This window comes from Prevotella lacticifex (assembly GCF_019973375.1).
Taxonomy (GTDB): Bacteria; Bacteroidota; Bacteroidia; order Bacteroidales; family Bacteroidaceae; genus Prevotella; species Prevotella lacticifex.
The window spans coordinates 104900-124503 of the sequence record NZ_BPTV01000003.1 but is presented as its reverse complement, the minus strand read 5'-3'; the positions used below and the strand labels follow the sequence as shown (position 1 = coordinate 124503).

Here is a 19604-nt window from a genome sequence, read left to right as displayed (position 1 = left end):
TTATCTTAATTCCACGTTCGTGGTCGTTGCCTGAATCCATTTCGTCACCACCTGAACGCCTACTTCCAAGCGTGGAGCCAGCAGGTCTGGCATGCAGGTATATGCCTTGGCGAGCGAGGTGACGCTCATCGACATGGTGGTGGTATAGTCTTGTGTGAACACACGGTTGGTATAGTCCTTGCCCTCCTCTTTCTTGTCGGCAGGATCTATCATGCCGATGAGGTAGAAGCGGGTTTCGGGATAGACGGTGCCGTCCTTGCCTGTAAACGCATGTCCGGTATTGTTTTTGAACTCCAGAATGACGGGGACTTTCTCGTTGTCGTACGACTGCAACACCAACGTGCTGGTCTTGTAGCCTTCAGTTGCCAAATTCGTAGCATCCACAGTTGTCTCGTAGATGAAACGCCCATCGACATCGGTCTGTGCGCCCTGTGGCTTCATATTGAAGCCTACGGTATGCTGTCCGCCAATGATGACGCCTGTAAGAGGTAGGTGTGCCATATCTGCATCAAGTACCACTTCGTTTTTGGCATCGCTCAGCGTTGGACTCATGCCTGTCAGTGTAAGATTCAGCTTAGCAACACCATATTGGATGGGATTCTCTACGGCTACTGCCTTGGTATTCGTATTGACAGCAGTAGAGCCGTTGTAGTATGTATCCAGGAAGGCATCCCAAGTCTCGGTGTTCTCCTGGTAAACAGTCTTCGTCACCTCTTCTGCTGAGGTGCGTATGGGGCTATCTGCAAAGAACATCAGTTCTGCAGGATAGGTGTAGCGGTTGATACCGTTGATATTGTCAAGTTGAGTCGTTGTTGTCTTGACTTCAAACTGGCTACCCGTCCAACGGATAGCAGCGGCTCCGTCAGGCAGTCCGAGGGATTGTGGGTAGGTATTGCTGGCAATGGAGCTGTTGGCATCAATATTCTTCTTGATAGCTGTACTAAGGGCATCGCTGCCTGTCAGCAGGGCTCTAAGTGCTGCCACGAATGCCTTGATATTGGCTGCAGCACCACTCATGAGTCCGGCACCTTCCGAACCGATACGGATAAAGTCCAGATAGTAGCTCTTCAGCGTTGGGTCGTCTGTCGTGCTCCAGCCGTTCGTGTTGGCTATATTGGTCATATAAGTAGCCAATGCCTGGGCATCAGGGTGTGCTTCCGATGTATTACGGATAGAGGTCAAGCTAAACTGGATATCTGCAGTTTTCTTGCGAATGGTAGGCAGTGCGCTCAGCTGACCGTGGACTTTAGGGTCGTATGACAGGTCGCTATGTGCGGGCTTTGCCTTTCCATAGACCAGCATACGGTCTGTACCTGTCATCAGGTTGCAGCGATCGACGTAGTAGGTGTTGTATTTCTCTGCATCGTACTCCTTTGTCATGTCGTCTTCGTCTAAACCTACGAGATCTATCAGCGGTTCGTCGTTTGCTGTTACCTTAGCACCATTGGTATGGAAAGGAATGGCTACCAACTGATCCATCGCTGAGAACGTGGGAGCCCTATGGGTAAGGGCCGGTGCCAAACTGGGCTTGAGTGCCCCACTACCGATGCTGACCAGCAGGTCTACCTGCTTGGATACTGAAGACGTCGTCTCATTGAACTGCTCAGGCATATCATCATCTATCATTGAACATGATGTAATCATCATGCCCAACAACAGATAGTATACGATATGTCTCATAGTTGTCTGCACGCGCGTACCTTACATAGTATATTATAATGTTTATAGTTCGGGATTGTATATACCCCCTTCGTTCCAGTCGAGCGTCACGCTGACGCCTACCGTCTGGTCGCTCGTCTGCACGGCACCTTCACCAGTAATCCAACCCTTGATGATGGTCAGCTGACCGGCACGCAAGGGCTTGTTGATGCTGAGCACCGTCTTCGTAATCTTGCCGTCCTTCCAGACGTAGACTTCGAACTGCCAGAGCGTCTCCTGTCCTGGCTGGGCTATGAAGGGATCTTCGGTCTCAATGACACTGCGCGACCCTACCCCATTATAATAAGGTTCGCGCGAGGGGAAGTTCACCGAGCAATAGCACCGCATGCCGCTGTTGACATCGAGCAGCTCTGCGGTTCGCACGATGGGCGAAGGTGCTGCGAAGGTGTAGGTGCTGTCGTTGATGTTGAACTGCGAGGCGAAGCCTGTGGAGTAGACACGGATGTTGCTGACGTCCTGCTTGCGCGGGTCAATCACCAGGGCTGCGGCACAGTTGACCATATAGAGGTTGACCTTGAACTGCTGGTCTACGCCTTCCAGCACATTCATGGGCAGACGGGCAGTGAACAGTCCTGTGGTGTGCGAGTCGATGGTGTCGCGGGTGGTCTGTCCCAGCTGCGACGTACGACAGAAGTCATCCTGCAGCAGACTGACCACGCTATTGTTCAGCACGTTGGCTACCGCCAGATGCTTATATTGCCGCTTGGGCAAATTGATTGTATAGCTCTGTTGGTTGGCATCCATGATGTGCTGGTCGTGCTGCAGGCGTCCCAGATTGCCTTCGGTGTCGTAGAACGACAGGTCCACGTCGTGGGCGAAGTCGGTGAAGATATCCTTCAGATGTGTCGTCAGGGCATTGGCCACGCTGAGTTCGGTCATCGTGGTCAACTGTGTTTTCAGCTCGGTGGTCATATTCGTCACTAATCGCAACTCATAGTCCATCTCGAAGGTGTTGCCGCAGTCTGACAGGTCATCGTCAATCGTGGAGCATCCTGCCGCCAGCCAGAAGGCTGACAGCAGGAGTCCCACATTGATGAAAGAGTATCTTCTGAACTTCATTTTTAGAGTGATTACTTCAAGTTTTGTGTATTGGCAAGATGTCTGCCAAATACGTTGTGCTAAACGGAAGGAGATTAGTTACCACCAAGGTCTGCGTCGAATGTCAGACCTGCTCTCCAATCGAGGTCAACAGACAAGCCGAATGACAACTGGCTTGAACGCAGATCAGGAATAGTGACGTAAGCGTCCTGCAGGCTCGATGTATGGTTGGTCGCGTCTGCTGTCAACTTGAAGTTTACTGTGGTCATGTAGTCCTGAACAAAGATACGAGTGGTCTTTGTAGAATTACCTTCACCATCTAATGGTGGAACCTGATAATGTGTATCCCAATTTGCTGCAGGTATTTCCTTGCCTGTTGGATCAAGCTCTGCTACGAGGTAGAATGTCTGGCCTTTACGAATCAGGTTGTCACGTCCCCAGAAATCGTCACCGTTGTTGACAAACTGAAGTGCTACGCGCACTTTGTTCTGTGCAGCTCCGCTATTATAGTTGTCAAACAAGATGGTATAGTTCGGGGCAGATGCAGAGCCTGCTGTTTTTGGAACAGCAGTTCCTGCTGCGTCACCTGCTACTTGGTTATCGTAAACCAATTTGTCGAAAGTGGATGCTGAAAGCGGCAAGAACTGCCAGTCAACTCTTACAGGCTGACCGCCAACAATAACGCCGGTCCATGTGAAGTTAATATTTGAAGAGGCGATTGTCTTGTTTTCTTCACCTGGATTAAGTGCTTTTCTGTTGTCCTCAAGTGCAGTAATACCTTCCTTGATTTGTACAGTACTCTTCAGCATAGCAACACCGTAGTTCACATTTTTCGTCATAGCTGTTGCACGTGTAGCGGATGTCACCACATTGCTACCGGATTCCCAACCATTCGTTGTCCACTGATCCTCTGTATCCCAGTTGGTTACGCCGTTAGGAAATTTAGCGTCAGTCTTCTCCGTATTCGAAGTGCGCACACCGCTGTTGCAGTAATACATCAACTCTGCAGGGAACGTATAAGCATCTGGGTTTGTTGATGTTGATTTGTCAAGCAGACTGACTCCTGGGTGCTTATGAGAAAATGTGTTTGTGGAAGAAGTATATTCAAGCTGTGCAGCACCCTCTGGCAAGGTAAAAGTAGTAACAGGGAAGTTGCTAAGTTCTGTAGTAACAACATCATTCCATTCGGTATTCCAACTTGTACCCATTGCTGTTTTGATAACATCAACACCATTAAAACCAGTAACAGCCTCAGTTCCTGAAGAAGTAAAGTAACTGTTTATTTGAGTATTGATGTTCTGTGCAAGATGTTTTGCCAACTCTTCGTATGGAGAGGTAGGTGTTGCATTTGCTACTTTAATGGTTACAGAATACAAATCTTTCACTGTGGTTAGAATAGCCATTGCAGAACCACCGCGCAGTTCGTGATCACCATAAGATGTAAGGGTTGTGAAAGCTTTATAGAGAATTTCCTCCAATGGCGAAAGCGTACGGTCTTGACCTCCAGGTTTAGCTCCTGGGTTCATTTCTTTCCAGGTGGAAGTTAATACATCTCCATCGTTACCTGTCCAAGATGGATAATCCGCTTTAACAACAGTATAGGAGCCGCTGACATTGATAATCTTGGTCATGATGGCAGCCAGTATCTGAGCTGTATGTTCGAATTTCGTAGTATTTTCTCCTACACGTGTGTTGAGATCAAAGTGGAAATCTGTTGCTGTTGAACCAGATACGGAATAGGTTACCTTGCCTACCTCTTCATCTTTATCTGAATTAGATTTGATAGCCTTGCCGTAGAACAGCATAGCATCTGTACCTGTAGGCATAGCTAGCTCAAGGATACGGTGAGAGTTGCTTCCGTTATTGTCAAGGAAATCTGCAGCAGCCACCCTTCCTAAATCATAACGATTGGCTGCAGCTCCACCTGCTAAAGTGGCATCAACAAAGCGATTGCCGCTGTTCTTTCCGGTCTTGTATGCAAACAGCAGGGTGTTGTCAATACCGCGGAAGTTTTCGCCACCAGCCTGTACGGTAGTACCACCAGAACGAGTTGGCTTGGCGTTACTTGCAATGTTCAGTACAAACTGTGACTTTACAAGTCCAGTTGTAGCATCATAATTCGGATTGTTCTCAGCTACTGCGTCATCACTTCCGCTGCAGCCTGTGAACATCGTTGCGCCTAACAGTGCTATCGCACCCAAGAAGGCATAATTGAAATACCTTTTCATATTTTTAAAATGTTGGTTAATACTAGTTTATGATATTTTCTCGCTATATATGTTGTTATTTTGTTGTCGTCATGGCCTCCAAACGACGGAGGTTCTCCTGGGCATCGCTGTTGCCATTGGCAGCAGCACGGCGGAAGCACTCGAGGGCTTCGTCCTGCTGACCGCAGAGCCACAGGGCAACACCTAAGGCGTTCTGGGCACGCTCGTCGTTGCGGACGGTCTGTAACAGGCGGAGTGCCTCGCGATGGCAGTCAATGCAGTCAGTGGTGAGCAGCTCGCTGGCCTCGTTGATGACCTTGGCGGCCTTGTCGGGCACGTAGTCGTAGAAGATGCGGACGTAACCGGAGTTACGCTGGTCGCTGAGGATGTGTTCCTTGATATATTTCCAGGTGCGGCCTCCATTCATGCGACGCAGCTTCTGCTCGCGGATGTTGGCATCGCTCTCGCTGTCGATGATGTCGAGAGCCTGCTGCAGTTCTTCGCTATGCTGCGGCTCCGTGGTGACGCACTCTGCGAGCTGGTCGCGGAAGTCAGCCCAAGCCTCGCCGCCGCCGACGGTGTCGAAGAGGGAGTCGGGAATCTGCAACTGCTCCTGCACATAGTGCTGCAGGGCGAGGGCACGATTGGTGGCCAGCTTCTCGTTGCCGGCAATGGGACCTTCGATGGAGGCGAGACCGATGATTTGGATGACCTTCACGCTGCTGGTGGTGTCGGCCATAATCTGGCGGGTGATGTCAACGATGCGCTCCAGAACGCTTTCGTTCTCGCGGAAATCCGTGTGCAGCACCGACTTCGCCAAGGGGAAGTGTACGTAGAGGGCATCCTTGTCGCGCCGCATGATGCGGGTGCGGTCGTAGGGTTTGTACTGCGAGATATGTGCAAGTACCGGATTGTCCTTCTGTAGCTGTCCCGCACGACCTGTGAAGTCCGGTACGAGACGCACGACGGGTTCGAAGGGCTCGGGCTGTGCTTCCTCGGTGGCTGTGGTGGGAGGAGGTACAACGACAACGGGCTCTTCGGCTTCCCGCAACTTGGCCGGACGTCCTGGGATGTTAATCACGATATTCAGCGCTGCCTGCGGCATACCGAATAGTTTCTTTTCGTGCCCCAGCATCTGACCGCAGTGTACACATTCGAAACGGTCATAGCTGGTGTAGCCTATGGCTGCACCGATCATGGCTTCGAGGTTGAAGAAGCGGCCCAGCGGCCACGAATAACCATAGAAGATACCGAGCGCCACGAGGTCGCCCTGCCTACGTTCGTTCCTGACGGACTTGTAGAGACCAAAGGGGAATTTGATGCCACCTACGTTGTAGTGACTGTAAATGATGTTGGCTCCAAAGAAATGATGCACGTTGACGGAGTCTGTCCAGTAGCGGACAGATGGCGAGAGCAGCAGATGGCGGAGCTTGCGGGTCGAGACATCGTCCGTAGGCCAGGGACGGTAGCCTGCCGTCATGCCTACCGACCAATGTGGTGCCACACGGAGTCCGACACGCAGATTAGGGGTGAGCACGCCATCGTACAACAGGTTGTTGCTGACCGTAACGACCTGTGCATAAACATCAGTTAAGGCACAACAGCACAATGCTGTTAAAATAATAATTTTAAATGTGCTATACGTCCTTTTTTTTATTCTTATCATTTTAACAAATTCTTTCGACAAATTTACAAATAAAACTCACACAGAGAATAATTTTAATAAAAAAAACAACAAAAATTAACATTCTTTAGTACTTTTGGTTGATTCTCATGGCTAAAATCAGCAAATTCCAGGCTATGATTATCCTTGCCTGCACCTGATACTCTGGACTGTTGATACGTTCGTTGAGGACATTGATGTCAGGTATCGGGATGTCCAAATCCTTAGGATACATGACGGCTGTGAGGAAGGTATGGTAATTTGAGATAACCAGGTCGAAGTTTGAATGACAGTCCCTCGGCAATCAGCTTGCCCGTGGTGCGCCAGGCCTCTTTTTTGCGACGTTTTAATTGATAAATCGTCAGAAGCCTTCTTCTAAAGACTAAAAAAGGGACCTGCCCAAGCGGACAGGTCCCTTTTACTTATATCAGAGTGATGATTACTCCTCAACGGCGGCCTGGGCGGCGGCTAGACGATACTGAGTATCAGCTACTTACAGAGTTAGTGTAAAGTACTGGCACCTCTTTTTAGACTCATTCTGCTCATTTTGCCTCATTTTTCAGAAAAAAATGGCTCAATGGCAGATTCATTCTCATTTCTTGATTTTATCTTTATTTTGTTTTACACTAGATTGCTTGACTGCTGTCTTACAATCGTTAACTGTAAATGCTTCGTAAGTCCAGAAGATTGAACTTCATGAACAAACACCACATTCTGTTTGCAAAAATACAAAATAATCTTGAATTCAGACTCATTTTTCTCATTTTTCGTGCAGAATGAGTTTGATTTTAACAAAAATAAGACTAAAGCTGCATATCTATTTCATACTTTCAATAAAAAAAAGAAATAGTTGCATTCCATCTTTGCTGGTTTAAGTTTAAGTTTAGATATGCTTATATATATAATAAGGTATAGTAAACTTGAAGCAGATGATTGTAGGTTTAGTCTTTAAGTTTAGAGGTTCATGTATATATACATGGGTAAACGTAAACCTAAACTTTGCAGAATGAAACGACTTAATGTTTCCTCAAAAACACATTTTTCTTTTTACTGAAGATGAACCGATTTATTCTCTCCCCTTCTCATTCCACTTTCCTTTTAACTGAAAAAAAAGCTCTCTTAATATCTGCCGTTTCTGCTTTCGTGAGACGATGAAATTAGGTTGCAAAGGTAACTGTTGTTCCCGTATCTACCCAAGGTAAACCAATGGTATGACTCAAAATCTCCACACCATTCGGGTTGTATTTGGAGCCATAACCTTGTGCAGATGGTCACAACACCTTGTGAAGCAACATAATTTCTAATCACTCCCGAAAGTAGAGAAATCTACAGTAGGGAAATAAAAACTTCAAGATTATGGCAAATCAAGCAACAACCACCTACAAGGTGACAGGCACACGCAAGGCAGTGAATGACCTGTGGAGCACACTCCAAAAGATGGAGGTGAACAGTAAGAACATTTGGCTTTACCAGTTGGCAGAGCATAATGGCATTGACTACGAAACAAAGCAAATCAGTGTTCGTGGTCACATCTATTGGGCAGAGTATGAGGAAGACCCAGCCAATGACTACTATCTACTATCCTTTGAAACTGAAACGGCATGGGATGCTTGCAATGAGTTATTCGAGGAGATTAACCATCTGCTATGGGATGAACTCTCTATCTCATACAGAGTCTGTGAATGTGGCTGTGAGGTCTATTATGTGCATGATGAGTGTGACTTCTTCCCTGAAGAGGTAGCAGTCAGTTCAAGCGGAGAACCATTCGAGGATGCTTGTGATGACATCTATACCACCCTTAAAGATGCTATCAATGAATGGTGTGAGAAGATGAACATCAAGCAAGGTGAGCGAACCGATGAGGAAATGATGAATTTCATCAACGAGTATGAGTATGACGATGATGATACCTACTTCTACATCCGTCAATTTACATTTGAATAACTAACCTGCGGTGGTATGGCTCAAAACCGATGGCATACCATCGCACAACCTCCAAACCATTATGTACACAGATGAAGATAATAATTCCGATATGATAGGAGCATTTTGTAAACTCCTATTCCCATGGAAAGGTCATAGCAACGGCATCATCGTTGATGACTACGGCACTGAATGGCTTGTTCAGTTGACCAACGGCAAAGAAGTCCCTGTTTATAAGGATGAAGTTTTTATTGTATAGTTTTAGGGAAGTCCATCTGTCGCATTTGACATTTGGGCTCTCTTTCTTTTGGACGGCAAAAACTGTTGTAGTTCCACGTGTGGTTTGGAGAGCAATTCTGCAAATGATGATTCGATGATGATTTCAATCACCATCAAATCATCATAAAAGTGACTAATTTAAGCCAGCTTTTCTACCAAAGAAGCTGTTCAAGTTACCCTTATAAGCTTATTTTTGGAATTTGATGATTCCGTGATGATATCAATCACCATCAAATCATTAGTTCTAATATCTGGCTTGGCGTACAAATCTACCACATACTTTCGTTATTTTGAGGATAGTTATAGCGTGGTTAAAGTTGACAAAGGGAGTCGAGAGTTTACTTTTAGGCTGTACCCGTCAGTATGTCTATAAACTCGTTGAACAAGGGAAGTTGCCGACCTCACGGTTATTGGAAGCAACGGGCCAGCAGGCCTATTACCGCCATGTGGGCGGGATAGTAATAGTAGAAGAACTTGCCGAGCCACTTCAGCCGTCCTCGCTGGCCGTTGTACATCGCCAGCAGCGGTACTGCCAGCCAGCAGGCCAGGTGGACCATGCCGTAGGTGGGACTGTGGAATATGAAGAAGGCGACGGCGTAGAGCGAGATGATGGCCATCATCCAGAGCATCTGCTTGTGGAAGCAGCCCCGGTTCCGGCCTATCATGAGTATGGCCAGCGGGGCGGCACAACTCCAGTCGGAGGTGCAGGTGAGCAGGCAGGCCACCAACGTAACACCGACCTTCTGCCATCGGGCAAGTCGCTCCATGTCCCATACTTTCAGCAGTATCAGCCCCCAGAGCAGCGGCCAGGCGATGCTCGTGGCATTGAAGAGCAGGTTGCCGAGCGGGTTGAAGCCTGACATGTTGAAATAGCAGAAGGCGAAGTGGCTCACCACGGCCAGCATGAGCAGACGGCGTAGGTAGCGGCGGAAGTCGTGCGTGTGGTGATAGCCCTCGGCCACGAAGAATATCATCATCGGGGCCGTCAGCCGTCCGATGCAGTGCAGGAATATCTGCGTCGGCGTCTCTGCCTGCTCGTAGGTCTCGATGCCCACCCATGCCAGGTGGTCGATCGTCATGGCGACGATGGCGATGACCTTCAGTGCGTTGCCGCTCAGTCCTTTTTCCGTCATTACTCTAATCATAATGTTTACGATTATTATCCAGTTCTTCATTTTTAAAAAGGAAACGGGGATGTACCCCGTCTCCTCGTCGTGATAGTTATTACTTCTTACGTTTGATAGTTATCTTTTGTCCGTGATGTATATACACGCCAGGCTGCGTGGGCTTGCGACCTATCTTAAAGCCTTGGAGGGTCCACCAGTCGGAGTCGTCATTGTCGTCTGTGACAATCGAACTGATGCCAGACAGCGCACTGCTCAGGTCGATGACGTAAGGTGCCCACGATGTGCCGATGTTGGCATCGCTGACGTACATCTGCGTGTTGTCGATGTCGATGATCTCGCCGTCGAGACAGGTGCGCAGGGTCATGGACTGTCCGGCTCCGTCGCCACTGACGACAAGGTAGTAGAGGCCGTTCTCGCTGGCGCGTGTGGCACCGCGGCACTCGTCGCTGATGAAGGCGGCCACCTCGGCAGTGTCAACTACAGCGTCTCCGTCGCGCAGCTGAATCGCCATTGTCATGTTGCTCGGATAGAGGCCCAGGGGTACCGGATTGAAGATGCGTAGGTCTTCTGGCGCACGCCGTGGTGCTGCCATGCGGGTCTTTGCCCTTGCAGCCGATGCTGCCGTTTCCGTCGGATAGAGAAACGACGTCGTGTCGTTGGCGTTGCTGTAGTACAGGTAACCGCGTCCACTCTCCAAGGCCTTCAGACTGCCTTCCCAGCCGTATTCGCTGTAGATGGCCACGCCCGTCTGCGACTTCACGATGTCGCCCTTCTGCGGATTGGCGGCAGCCAGCGCTTCATCCACGGTCATCGTCGTCAGCGGTGTGTAGGATATCCAGTTCCAGCCCTTCGCCAGCTTGACGGCCCTCTCCTTGTCCTCCTTCAGCTGTCGGCCCGACACGGCGAGCAGGCTGTTAGGCTCATCCTGCTTCGTGGTTGGCAGGCGGTCTATCTTCAGCTTGTACATCTCGTTGGCCTTCGCACTCTTGAGCGTGCCGCCGCCCCACTGGGCACCGTTGTAGTCGTTCCAATTATCACGGCTCTTGAGCAGCATGCTCCACTCCGCGTATGCGCCGAACACATGGTCGAGGTAGGTGCTCTGCGGCTCCACGCCGAAAGCTATCCAGTTCCAGTTCTGATGGATGGGGATGAGCTGCTCCACGTTCTCGCTCTTCGTCCAGATGGCGGGTGTGTCGAAGTTGCCCAGCATCTTGTCCTGTGCGAAGATAACCTCTGTCAGGGTGGAATCAACACCTGCAGCGGTCTTTATGGGTACTGCAATATTGGCATCGGTGTAGGCCACGCCGCGCGATGCATCCCAGATGCGGAAGGTCACTTCCTTGCCCATGTCGTAACGCTTGTCGTCGTTGCCATAGACGTTCATTGTCACGTAGGCGGCTCCGCGCACCTTCTCGGGCGATGCCACGCCTCGGCACTCGCCATTGATGAACGCAGCCACCATGCTCTCCGGGTTCTCCATCAGGATGCCGCCGATATACACCTGTCCGATAATCGACATGTTGTGGTCGTACTTCGTCGGGTCAACGGCCCACTGCGGTTTCTCGCCGCGTACCTTCATCACGATGCGCAGCGGTTCCAGAATGCCGTTGTTGCCCAACAGACCGATGGCCACGTCGTAGTTGCCCACGGGCACCAGCGGGTTCACCTCGAAGCGCAGCGTCTTCGTCTTCAGCGGACTCACGTCGTCCGTGCGTTCGCTGTTGACGAGCGAGAGCCACTGCGGCATATTATATAAGGTATATAGCTCGGTGCTGCCACTCTTGTTCTCGATGTCCACGTCGAAGGTATAGTCGTCGCCGTACTTCTTGATGATGTTCACCGAGTCCTTCATCCACGTCAGCGTGTTCTGCTGGACATAGGCCGTCCACTTGATGGGCTGCGACTCGTTGCCGTGCAGGTCGTGAATCTGGTCCACGGTGATGTTGAGCGTGGTGCCCTCGATGCGGCGCAGCCGGCTATTCTCTCCAGTGAGGTTGATGATGAGCTTGCGCTCCGAGGCGACGGGTGTGGTGTTAATGGGTGTTTCGTCGGGAGCGTTCTTTAGGGGCGGTGCGAAGGGCGAGAAGGTGGCGAGGGTGGTGTCTATCACGGCGGGTAAACCGCTGAGCGCACTGGGATGAGCCATGTTCTCCAAGGTCTGCACCTTCGTGGGGACACCATTGTCTTTGCCCGTCTTCTCGAAGGGATAGTAGGCCACAAGGCCGCGACTGTAGATGTCGGCGGTGTCGATGGTGTTGTACATGTTCTGCTGCAGACGGCTCTCGCTGAGCGAGGCGTGCCAGATGCGCAGTTCATCGACCCAGGAATCCTTGGCATCCTTGCCCACGACGAGCACGGAGCCTTCCAATGGCGGCACATCGGTCTCGGCGATGACGGCTGTGCGCTGGCCGTTGAGATAGAAGCTGGCTGCCTGGCCGCGCACCACGTTGAGTGCCAGATGACGCCAGTCCATGACTTCGGGGAAGTCCTCGGCACTGGCCACCATGATGGAATCCTTGTCGTAGTTGAGAATCAGGTTCTTCTTCCCGTCGTAGTGCAGCTTCAGTTTGTTGTGCTGCTGCTGGTCTTTGCCTTGGTTGGGCGTGGTCGTCTCGAATACCACATCCTTGCCGTCATAGTCGCTGATTCGATGCCACAACTCTATGGCATAGCTGTCGCCGGGCCTGGTGGTGATTTGTGTGATGTCGGTCTTCGCACCCTCGTTGTCGTCCATGCGCAGGCCGTAGTTCACGTTCTCCAAGAGCCAGCGGTTGGGAACGGAGAAGTCGTGGGTGTGGCGCTTGTCGGCGGCCGTGAAGCCGTGGCCCTCGTCAAATGGCCAGTAGTTGGCCAGTCCATAGACGTAGCTGTCCTTGGCTTGATCCTTGGTGGCGGTGGCCTTGTGAACGTCGCGATAGATATTGTAGAGGCTCAGCGAGTGGATGTCGGCGTCGATGCCGCCGAGGTAGAGGTGATAGTCATCGGTATAGCTGAAGGCCTCCAGGTCCTTCAGCTCCACGGGGCGGTCCTCGAACAGCATCACGTTACCGGCCTGGTCTGCCGACGCCTCCATGTCGAAGGTCATGGTACTGGCCTTGTAACTCAGTGCCACGAAGGTCCACTCGTCCTTGGGCATGGGGCGGTCGCTCACATGCTGTGTCCCGCCCACGGTAGCCACCACGTAGCCGTCGTCGCGGACGTTGAGTGCAAATCTCGAATTTGTCTTGCCTAAGGACAAGAGCGTGCCGCTGTCACGGCGGTAGAGCCAGAAGTCGATGGAGAAGTCGCCCTGCAGGAACACGGGGTTCACCGTGCGCGGTGCTTCGCCGAAAGGCATCAGCTGCAGTGCCACCTCATGGTCCACCTGCGTGTCGTTGAGCTTGGCGGTGACGATGACATTGTTGTCGCTCACGTAGCCCGGCACGATGTCCTCGTTGAACTCTATTGAAAGCTGGTCACCGTAGCCTAAGATGCCGTTAGCAGGTGTAGGTGTGAAGATGTTGATGGGTCGGGTGATGTCCTTGACGACGTTGATGACGTCGCTATAGACCTGCACCTGTTCGTTGCCGTAGGGTGTGGTGGTGAAGGCGCGGAACTCGTAGTTGCCCTCGGGGTAGCTCTGGTCGCTAATCATTTTAAGTTCCAGCGGCAGGTCGCCCGTGGCAGGCAGCAGGTTGTAGTTGGCATTGAGCGAGTCGGCCTTGTTGGTCACCCACGTATGCAGGGCCGTCCACTGCGTGTTGCCCTGGAAACGGTACTGCACGCCCACGTTCTTCAGGTTCTTGAACTGGCGGTTGAAGCCCTTCACCTTCATCTCCAGACGGGTACTGTCCGTCTTGCAATTCACCACCGGCTCGGTGATTGCCAGTTCCACGGGCGATGACGAGGGCTTGAAATGTACGCTCAACTTAGCGATATCGTGAATCTTGATGGCCTGATATGCTGACGAGAACCACAGTTCGATGTTCTCATAGTCGAGCACGCTCTGGTCAGTCTGTCGAACGGTGATTACCTTCTTCACCGTCTCGCCGGCGGGGATGAATATGCCGCGTCCATTGGCAGGCACACCGTCCATCAGTATCTCCAGTCCATGCTGGTTGGTGCCTTCCGCAACCGACAGATTATAGGTAAAGTCGAAGCCCTGTGTGGTGGTACTGATGTTCGACAGATGCAGGGTAAACTGCCCTGTCTGTCCGGCGGGTATGTCGGTCAGTACGGCACTCTTGACAGCGATGCCGCCGTCAGTGCTGATTTGTATGTCGGGATTCTCCATCTGTTCCGTTCCGTTGGAGAGAATGTGCTGTCCCGGCTCGTAGTACTGGGTCTTCTCTTCCTTCTGACAGGGATTGTAGCTTTGTCCGCCGAAGATACTGAAGATGTCGCTCCAGCCCGTAGGCGACTTGTAGATATCCACTGAGAAGTCGGTGCCCTTGTTGCCGTCATCAAAGGTGTAGTCGAACTCGGCATAGTCCTTCGTATTCTCGTCGTAGTCGCTCTCAGTGGTGGAGTAAGCCCAACCGTTCTCTGTGTCGACTGACATCTTCGTCTTGAACTGTATGGAAGCGGCCGTGTTTTTCGTTGAGAAGCCACCCTTTACGATACCTCCCAGATTGTGCGAATAGTTGTGTTTCACCACTTTGGTCGTATCATTGCGGGCTGTGTAGGAGTAGCCCGATCCACCATCGAACGAGATGTTGCGCTGCCAGTATTTGTCGCGATTCTCAATAGCCGTCACCTTGTCGTATTCGTTGTTGTAGAGGACCTTTTGCCAGCTTTCTATCTGATTGTTGCACCAGGCCACCTTGTCTTCGGCCACAAAATCTGTGAGGCTCTCCCATGCGGCGGGTGTCACCTGCACGTAGGTGCCCTCCTGACCATAGTTGGCATCGTCTTCGCTGAGCCAGGTGGCATAGAGCACGTCGCTGGTGTTGTTGACAAAGGCGCGCGCCTCGCCCTCAGTGGCGAAATACTGGGTGATATAACTATTGCGTGTCTCCCGCCACTTCGGAATCATCACCTCTTCAATCTCGTAGGTGGAGTACATGAACTTTGTTGTCACGCTGTCGCCCAGGCTGGTAGCCACATCGTCTTTCAGTTCGAAGGGCGCCGTCTCGTTGTCGCGGAAGAATCCCACCTTGCGGCATTTGCCCATGAGCAGGTTGGTGCTGTAGCCTATGAAGACATCGCCATTCGATCCGCAATAGTCCTTAGTGGCACCGGTGGATACCTGCTCGGTAGCGGTCAGCGTCCACGTCTTTTCGGTCGATGAGTTCTTGTTCCACGTATAGTGAATGCCACCGCCTATATCAGAGGTATTGTCAAGGTCTGTGGTCTCGTAGTAGAGTCCGAAGCCCGACATGAATCTCACCTTCGCACCTAAGTTTGCCTCATACATCATCTTCTCGTTGCCATAGCCTCCGCTGGTGGAACTTCTCACCTTCGTCTTGGTCGAGCCAGTCTTCCACACGGTCTTCGACTTAGCGCCTGGCGGGTCGCGCAGCACCATCAGCACCTGGTCGGGGCCATTGGTGACGAAGTTGTTGCCGATAGGAAGACTGCCCACGACGATGGCATTTATGCCATTGGGGGCGTAGGTACGTCCTTTGCGCTCCAGCGTGATGCCCAGATGACGGGTGTACGGACTGACGACGTTGGGTGCTCCGGCATTCCACTTGAAGGCGTAGCGTCCCAGTGAGTCAAGCACCAATTGGTTCTTCTTCAGGTCGTACACCTGGCCCAACTGGTATTCGGTTTCACCGGGCGGAAGCACGGCCACGATGGTCTGGTCGCTCGACATCTCGTTGGCCACAGTAATAACCTGGCCGGCGAGGGGGATGGTGTCGTTGGCAGCCTCTCCGTTGTCGTAGTTCGTATAGACCTCATAGCCGTAGAGTTCTGTGTGATATTCATCGCCCATCTTATAGATAGGATAACCGTACTTGTAGCTGACGGCACCTTCATCCGTGCGTGTCCACAGGTCGCTGACGGTAAACTTGCCCAGTTCGTCCTCACCCTTGTATTCCTGTATGCCGAAGACGTCCTTGCCACTCTTGGGCTGGCTGATGTCCACCTGAGGTGTGGCAAAGTAGGTTTGCACAAGTTTGGTGTGGTACTTATACTTGTTTAGCACGGAGTCGCCCCGTTCATCCACCTGCCACAACGAGTCGATCTGCTCCTTCAGCACGTTGCTCAAGTCTATCTCTGGCAGGATATTGAACTCTATGTCGGGGTTCTTAGGTATCTCGATGTTCTTCACGATGTACTTCAGCGGTGGCAACTTGGCCGAGAACTCGCCCGTCGCGGGGTCGGTATTGATGAATATGTAGCGTGCGTCGCCGCCTTCGAAGCCTGTCCATGCCGTGCTGTTGATGCTCACAGTGTCGCTCTCCCACGTGCGAATCTGGGTAGCCGATGTTTGGGGCTTGCCCTCCACGCGGTTGAACGATAACGATTCGTTGTTCAGTTTCAGCGTCACGGTGGCGATGCCAATGTTGTTCTTCGACGCTCCGAAGCCCACGGCCAGTGTGTCGTTACGTTCGCCGCCACCGATGCGCCCCACGAAATTGACCAGCGTGGAGTCGGCAAAGTCATGCGTCACGGCACGGTCGAAGTTATACTTCCCAGTATCAGGGAAGCGTCCGCCGCCCACCATCTTGTGATTGCCCAGCTTGGCTTCGACAAAATGCTCGCCTATAGGAACGGAGATTCTGTAGCGGCCTTGTGCATCGCTCTGCTGAACTTCGCCATCGGTGGTCAGCAGCTGACCATCCACATAGAACTGTATGCCCTCGGCAGGAATGTTCGTGCCGGCATAGTAAACGTATCCCTCCATGGGGAACGACGACACATCCTCGAAGTCGATGTTGTTAGCCGTCAGCGAGGTGGGGCTGACGAACATCGAGCGTGTGACGGGATTGAACTGATGCTCGCCGTACAGCGGGGCAATCTCGTAGTTGGTGCCGCCTTGCTGGAACGGAATACCGCGTATGATATAGTTGCCATTCTTGTCGGTCACACCGTAGAGACCCAACTGCTGCGGCACGGTGGCCGACGGCGTGGCATTAAGTCCAACCTCAGGATGGTTCAGCTGGTAGATGCCGTCCTGACGGGCCACGTCGAAGGCATAGTCCTTCACACCGAGTCCCTCGTCGAGCGGCCAGTAGAGCACCAAACCGCCCTCCGTACCGCCGAGGATACGGGTGTAGTTGGCTTCCACCTCTTCTTTGCTCAGGGCTCTGTTCCATAGGCGGATGTCGTCAATATAGCCGTTGAAGGACTGGCCCATACCTGCGTACATGCTTTCGATGCCGCCCACAGCGAGGGTGGGATCGCTGCCAATGTTCCAGTCCTTATACTGAGTGCAATCGAGTGTGTACGACAGCAGCGAGTCGGTGCCCACATAACAAGTCAACATGCCGTGGTCATAGACGGCGGTGACGTGGGTAAAGTCGGTGGTGCTGAACGGCAGGCTCTTATTGAAGTGATGCGAGTTCAGCCTATTGTCATAGTGGATGACTCTGTTCAGATAGAAATGTGTGCCGTCGTCGCTTATCACGCCCAGCTCCAGTCCGTTGCCTAATCGCAGAATGGTTTGATTGGCGGCTCCTCCGGCATCCACGCTCTTTGGCCGTGCCCAGAACTGTATGGTGAAGGTGCCGTCACCGCTGAGCACGTTGGCGTACTTCTCCTTGTTAGCAGTCGTCCACTGCAAGCCCTTGCCTGCACCCTCGATGTAGCGCGAGAGGAACTGCGGCTGGTCGGTCTGCTCGTCGGCACTGGCCTTGACGAGGTTCACCTTCACGCCATCGACGGCTGTTCCCGAGCCGTAGGAGATGTGACCAGTGATGGTGCCTCGGGCTTGCGAGAAACCAGGGGCGATGACCTCGTCGGTCTTCACGATCTGCTCGTCGCACTTCGCGCCGTAGGCCTGCACGGAGTATTCATAGTACGAGCCGGCCAGCGGACGGTCATCGGTATAGGTGTATTCCGTGGCCGTGCCATGAATCTCGTCGGTGAGCAGCGTCCAGTCTGTATCGCCAATGACGCGGCGCAGCACACGGAAGTAGATATCGTTTGTAACGTCGGCGCGAGCCACCTTCCACTTCACGATGACGGTCTTCTCCTCCGTGCCTGTCGATGCCTTCACCTCGCTGATGTAGCTGCCAGCAGGCAGGTTGCCAGTATAGACGTTAGAGTAGAAGTCGCGGTTCATATAGGTGGTTTTTACACGATAGTCCATCATGTCGCACACCGACCCTTCGGCATCGAAGCTGGCCTCCGATGCCTCCGTATCGACCATCATGCTGCTGTCGAGCACGCGCCAGGCACTGCCTGTCTCTGCCGGACGGTATTCAATCGTCCAGTTCTCGCCCGTGGGGGCAGCGCAGTATTCCCACTTCAGGCGCACGGCTCCGTCGTAACTGCGGTCCTGTGTCAGCTTGATGGGCATCTCAAGCTGTGTGCTCACCTGCTGCTCTATCCAGAAGTTCGTCAGTAGCCTTTCGGGGTTTGCCAGCACGCCACTGGTCAGATGGTCCTTGTCGTATTTGTCTGCCAGCACGACGGGCAGGAAGATGACGCGATAGTTGTAGCGTTTATCGTAGTCGATGTCGCTGTCCTCCACCTTGAGGTCGGTGGCATCGCCGTTCATCTCGGCAATGAGGGTGTAGGTGTCTGCTGCCTGACCATCCTCATAGCGGATGACGTACCACTTGCCGTCCGTGCGGCAAGGGCGTGTCACCATGCATTTCACGCCCCAGCCGCTTTGCTCCTCGTAGCGTGTCCAGCGAATGGTGTTCTTCCTGGTCCATTTGTCAAAGCCCACATTGAGGCTCTTTGCGCAGGTGAAAGGGTCAATGATAATCTCTTTCGTCGGCCGGGTGAGTGTGACAGGCGTGTTGCTCAGGTTGTTGGTATTCCCATACGGTGCATATTCGATGGTGGGGGTAAAGCGAATGCCCATCGGATGGAAGTATGCGCCACATATCAGGTTGTATCTTCTTGCAACAGCGTTTCTTTCAACATCTATCATCCCTCCGTGTTCGCCAGTCACAGTGAAGTCAGATACATTCATTGTTTCGTTGATGTATCTGCCGTCATTGACTTTGTCGCCACTAACTTCCCTGTATGTTGTGTAATACTGCTTGACGTAGTTGTCCTGGTTGCGCTTGTCATATACGTTCCTGGCCTTGAGACTGATGCAGTAGTCATCGGCCCAGTCCACCTCCAGGTCGGGTGTGGGTTCATTGTCGGCAAACGCCATATTGAGGTCCTTCTCATATCGGATGTCACCCTGATATACATTCTCATGGATATAGTTTATCCACTCCCATATGTCGTATTCCATCTTGATGCGCTTCACGCCATCGTCGAAACACCTTTGTATGGGCTTGAACCGGAGGGTCATGATGCCGCCGATACTGGCCAAGTCGTTGCCGCTTACCATGACGATGTTACCCCAAGACTCATCCTTGACACTGAAACTGACATTGCGGCTGTTGGCTTCTTTGTCCCATTCAGCCACTGTGTGCCACTTGTTGTCGTTCGTCTGCAGGTATATTTTTCCGTGATTCTCCAGATAGGCGTGCTGCATGGCCTTGAACTCGAATTCCCAGAAATACTTATCGTCAGCGAAGCTAAAGGCACTAA

9 protein-coding genes are annotated in these 19604 nt (G+C 52.0%); 2 read left to right on the top strand and 7 right to left on the bottom strand.

From position 1 onward, the window contains the following. The 5 genes from LDN30_RS14375 to LDN30_RS16440 form a co-directional block, all read right to left on the bottom strand. Positions 1 to 1680 carry a hypothetical protein gene (locus LDN30_RS14375; protein ID WP_223928254.1) on the bottom strand — a complete coding sequence of 560 codons (1680 nt, stop codon included), beginning with the start codon at positions 1678 to 1680 and terminating at the stop codon, positions 1 to 3. A 42-nt stretch (positions 1681 to 1722) separates the two neighbouring features. Then, positions 1723 to 2778 (bottom strand): FimB/Mfa2 family fimbrial subunit, encoded by a 1056-nt coding sequence (locus LDN30_RS14370; RefSeq protein WP_223928253.1) that lies wholly within the window; start codon positions 2776 to 2778, stop codon positions 1723 to 1725. A 74-nt stretch (positions 2779 to 2852) separates the two neighbouring features. After that, positions 2853 to 4985 carry a hypothetical protein gene (locus tag LDN30_RS14365; protein WP_223930034.1) on the bottom strand — a complete coding sequence of 711 codons (2133 nt, stop codon included), beginning with the start codon at positions 4983 to 4985 and terminating at the stop codon, positions 2853 to 2855. Positions 4986 to 5040: 55 nt separating this feature from the next. Further along, positions 5041 to 6573 carry a DUF3575 domain-containing protein gene (locus LDN30_RS14360; protein WP_241427238.1) on the bottom strand — a complete coding sequence of 511 codons (1533 nt, stop codon included), beginning with the start codon at positions 6571 to 6573 and terminating at the stop codon, positions 5041 to 5043. A 142-nt stretch (positions 6574 to 6715) separates the two neighbouring features. Next, positions 6716 to 6847: a hypothetical protein gene (locus LDN30_RS16440; protein ID WP_262902404.1), complete on the bottom strand. Its 132-nt coding sequence runs from the start codon at positions 6845 to 6847 to the stop codon at positions 6716 to 6718. Positions 6848 to 7983: 1136 nt separating this feature from the next. Between LDN30_RS16440 and LDN30_RS14355 the strand changes: the two genes are divergently transcribed. Together LDN30_RS14355 and LDN30_RS14350 are read left to right on the top strand one after the other, a co-directional pair. Beyond that, a complete protein-coding gene (locus LDN30_RS14355; protein WP_223928249.1) occupies positions 7984 to 8571 on the top strand; it encodes a hypothetical protein in 588 nt (195 codons plus the stop codon). A gap of 61 nt (positions 8572 to 8632) precedes the next feature. Further along, positions 8633 to 8809 (top strand): ribonuclease P, encoded by a 177-nt coding sequence (locus tag LDN30_RS14350; protein ID WP_223928248.1) that lies wholly within the window; start codon positions 8633 to 8635, stop codon positions 8807 to 8809. A gap of 427 nt (positions 8810 to 9236) precedes the next feature. Here LDN30_RS14350 and LDN30_RS14345 read toward each other — a convergent pair whose 3' ends face one another. Together LDN30_RS14345 and LDN30_RS14340 are read right to left on the bottom strand one after the other, a co-directional pair. After that, positions 9237 to 9974: a TraX family protein gene (locus LDN30_RS14345; RefSeq protein WP_223928247.1), complete on the bottom strand. Its 738-nt coding sequence runs from the start codon at positions 9972 to 9974 to the stop codon at positions 9237 to 9239. A gap of 79 nt (positions 9975 to 10053) precedes the next feature. Further along, complete coding sequence (locus LDN30_RS14340; protein ID WP_223930032.1) at positions 10054 to 19548, bottom strand: LamG domain-containing protein; 9495 nt, start codon at positions 19546 to 19548, stop codon at positions 10054 to 10056. Between the last annotated feature and the right edge of the window lie 56 nt (positions 19549 to 19604).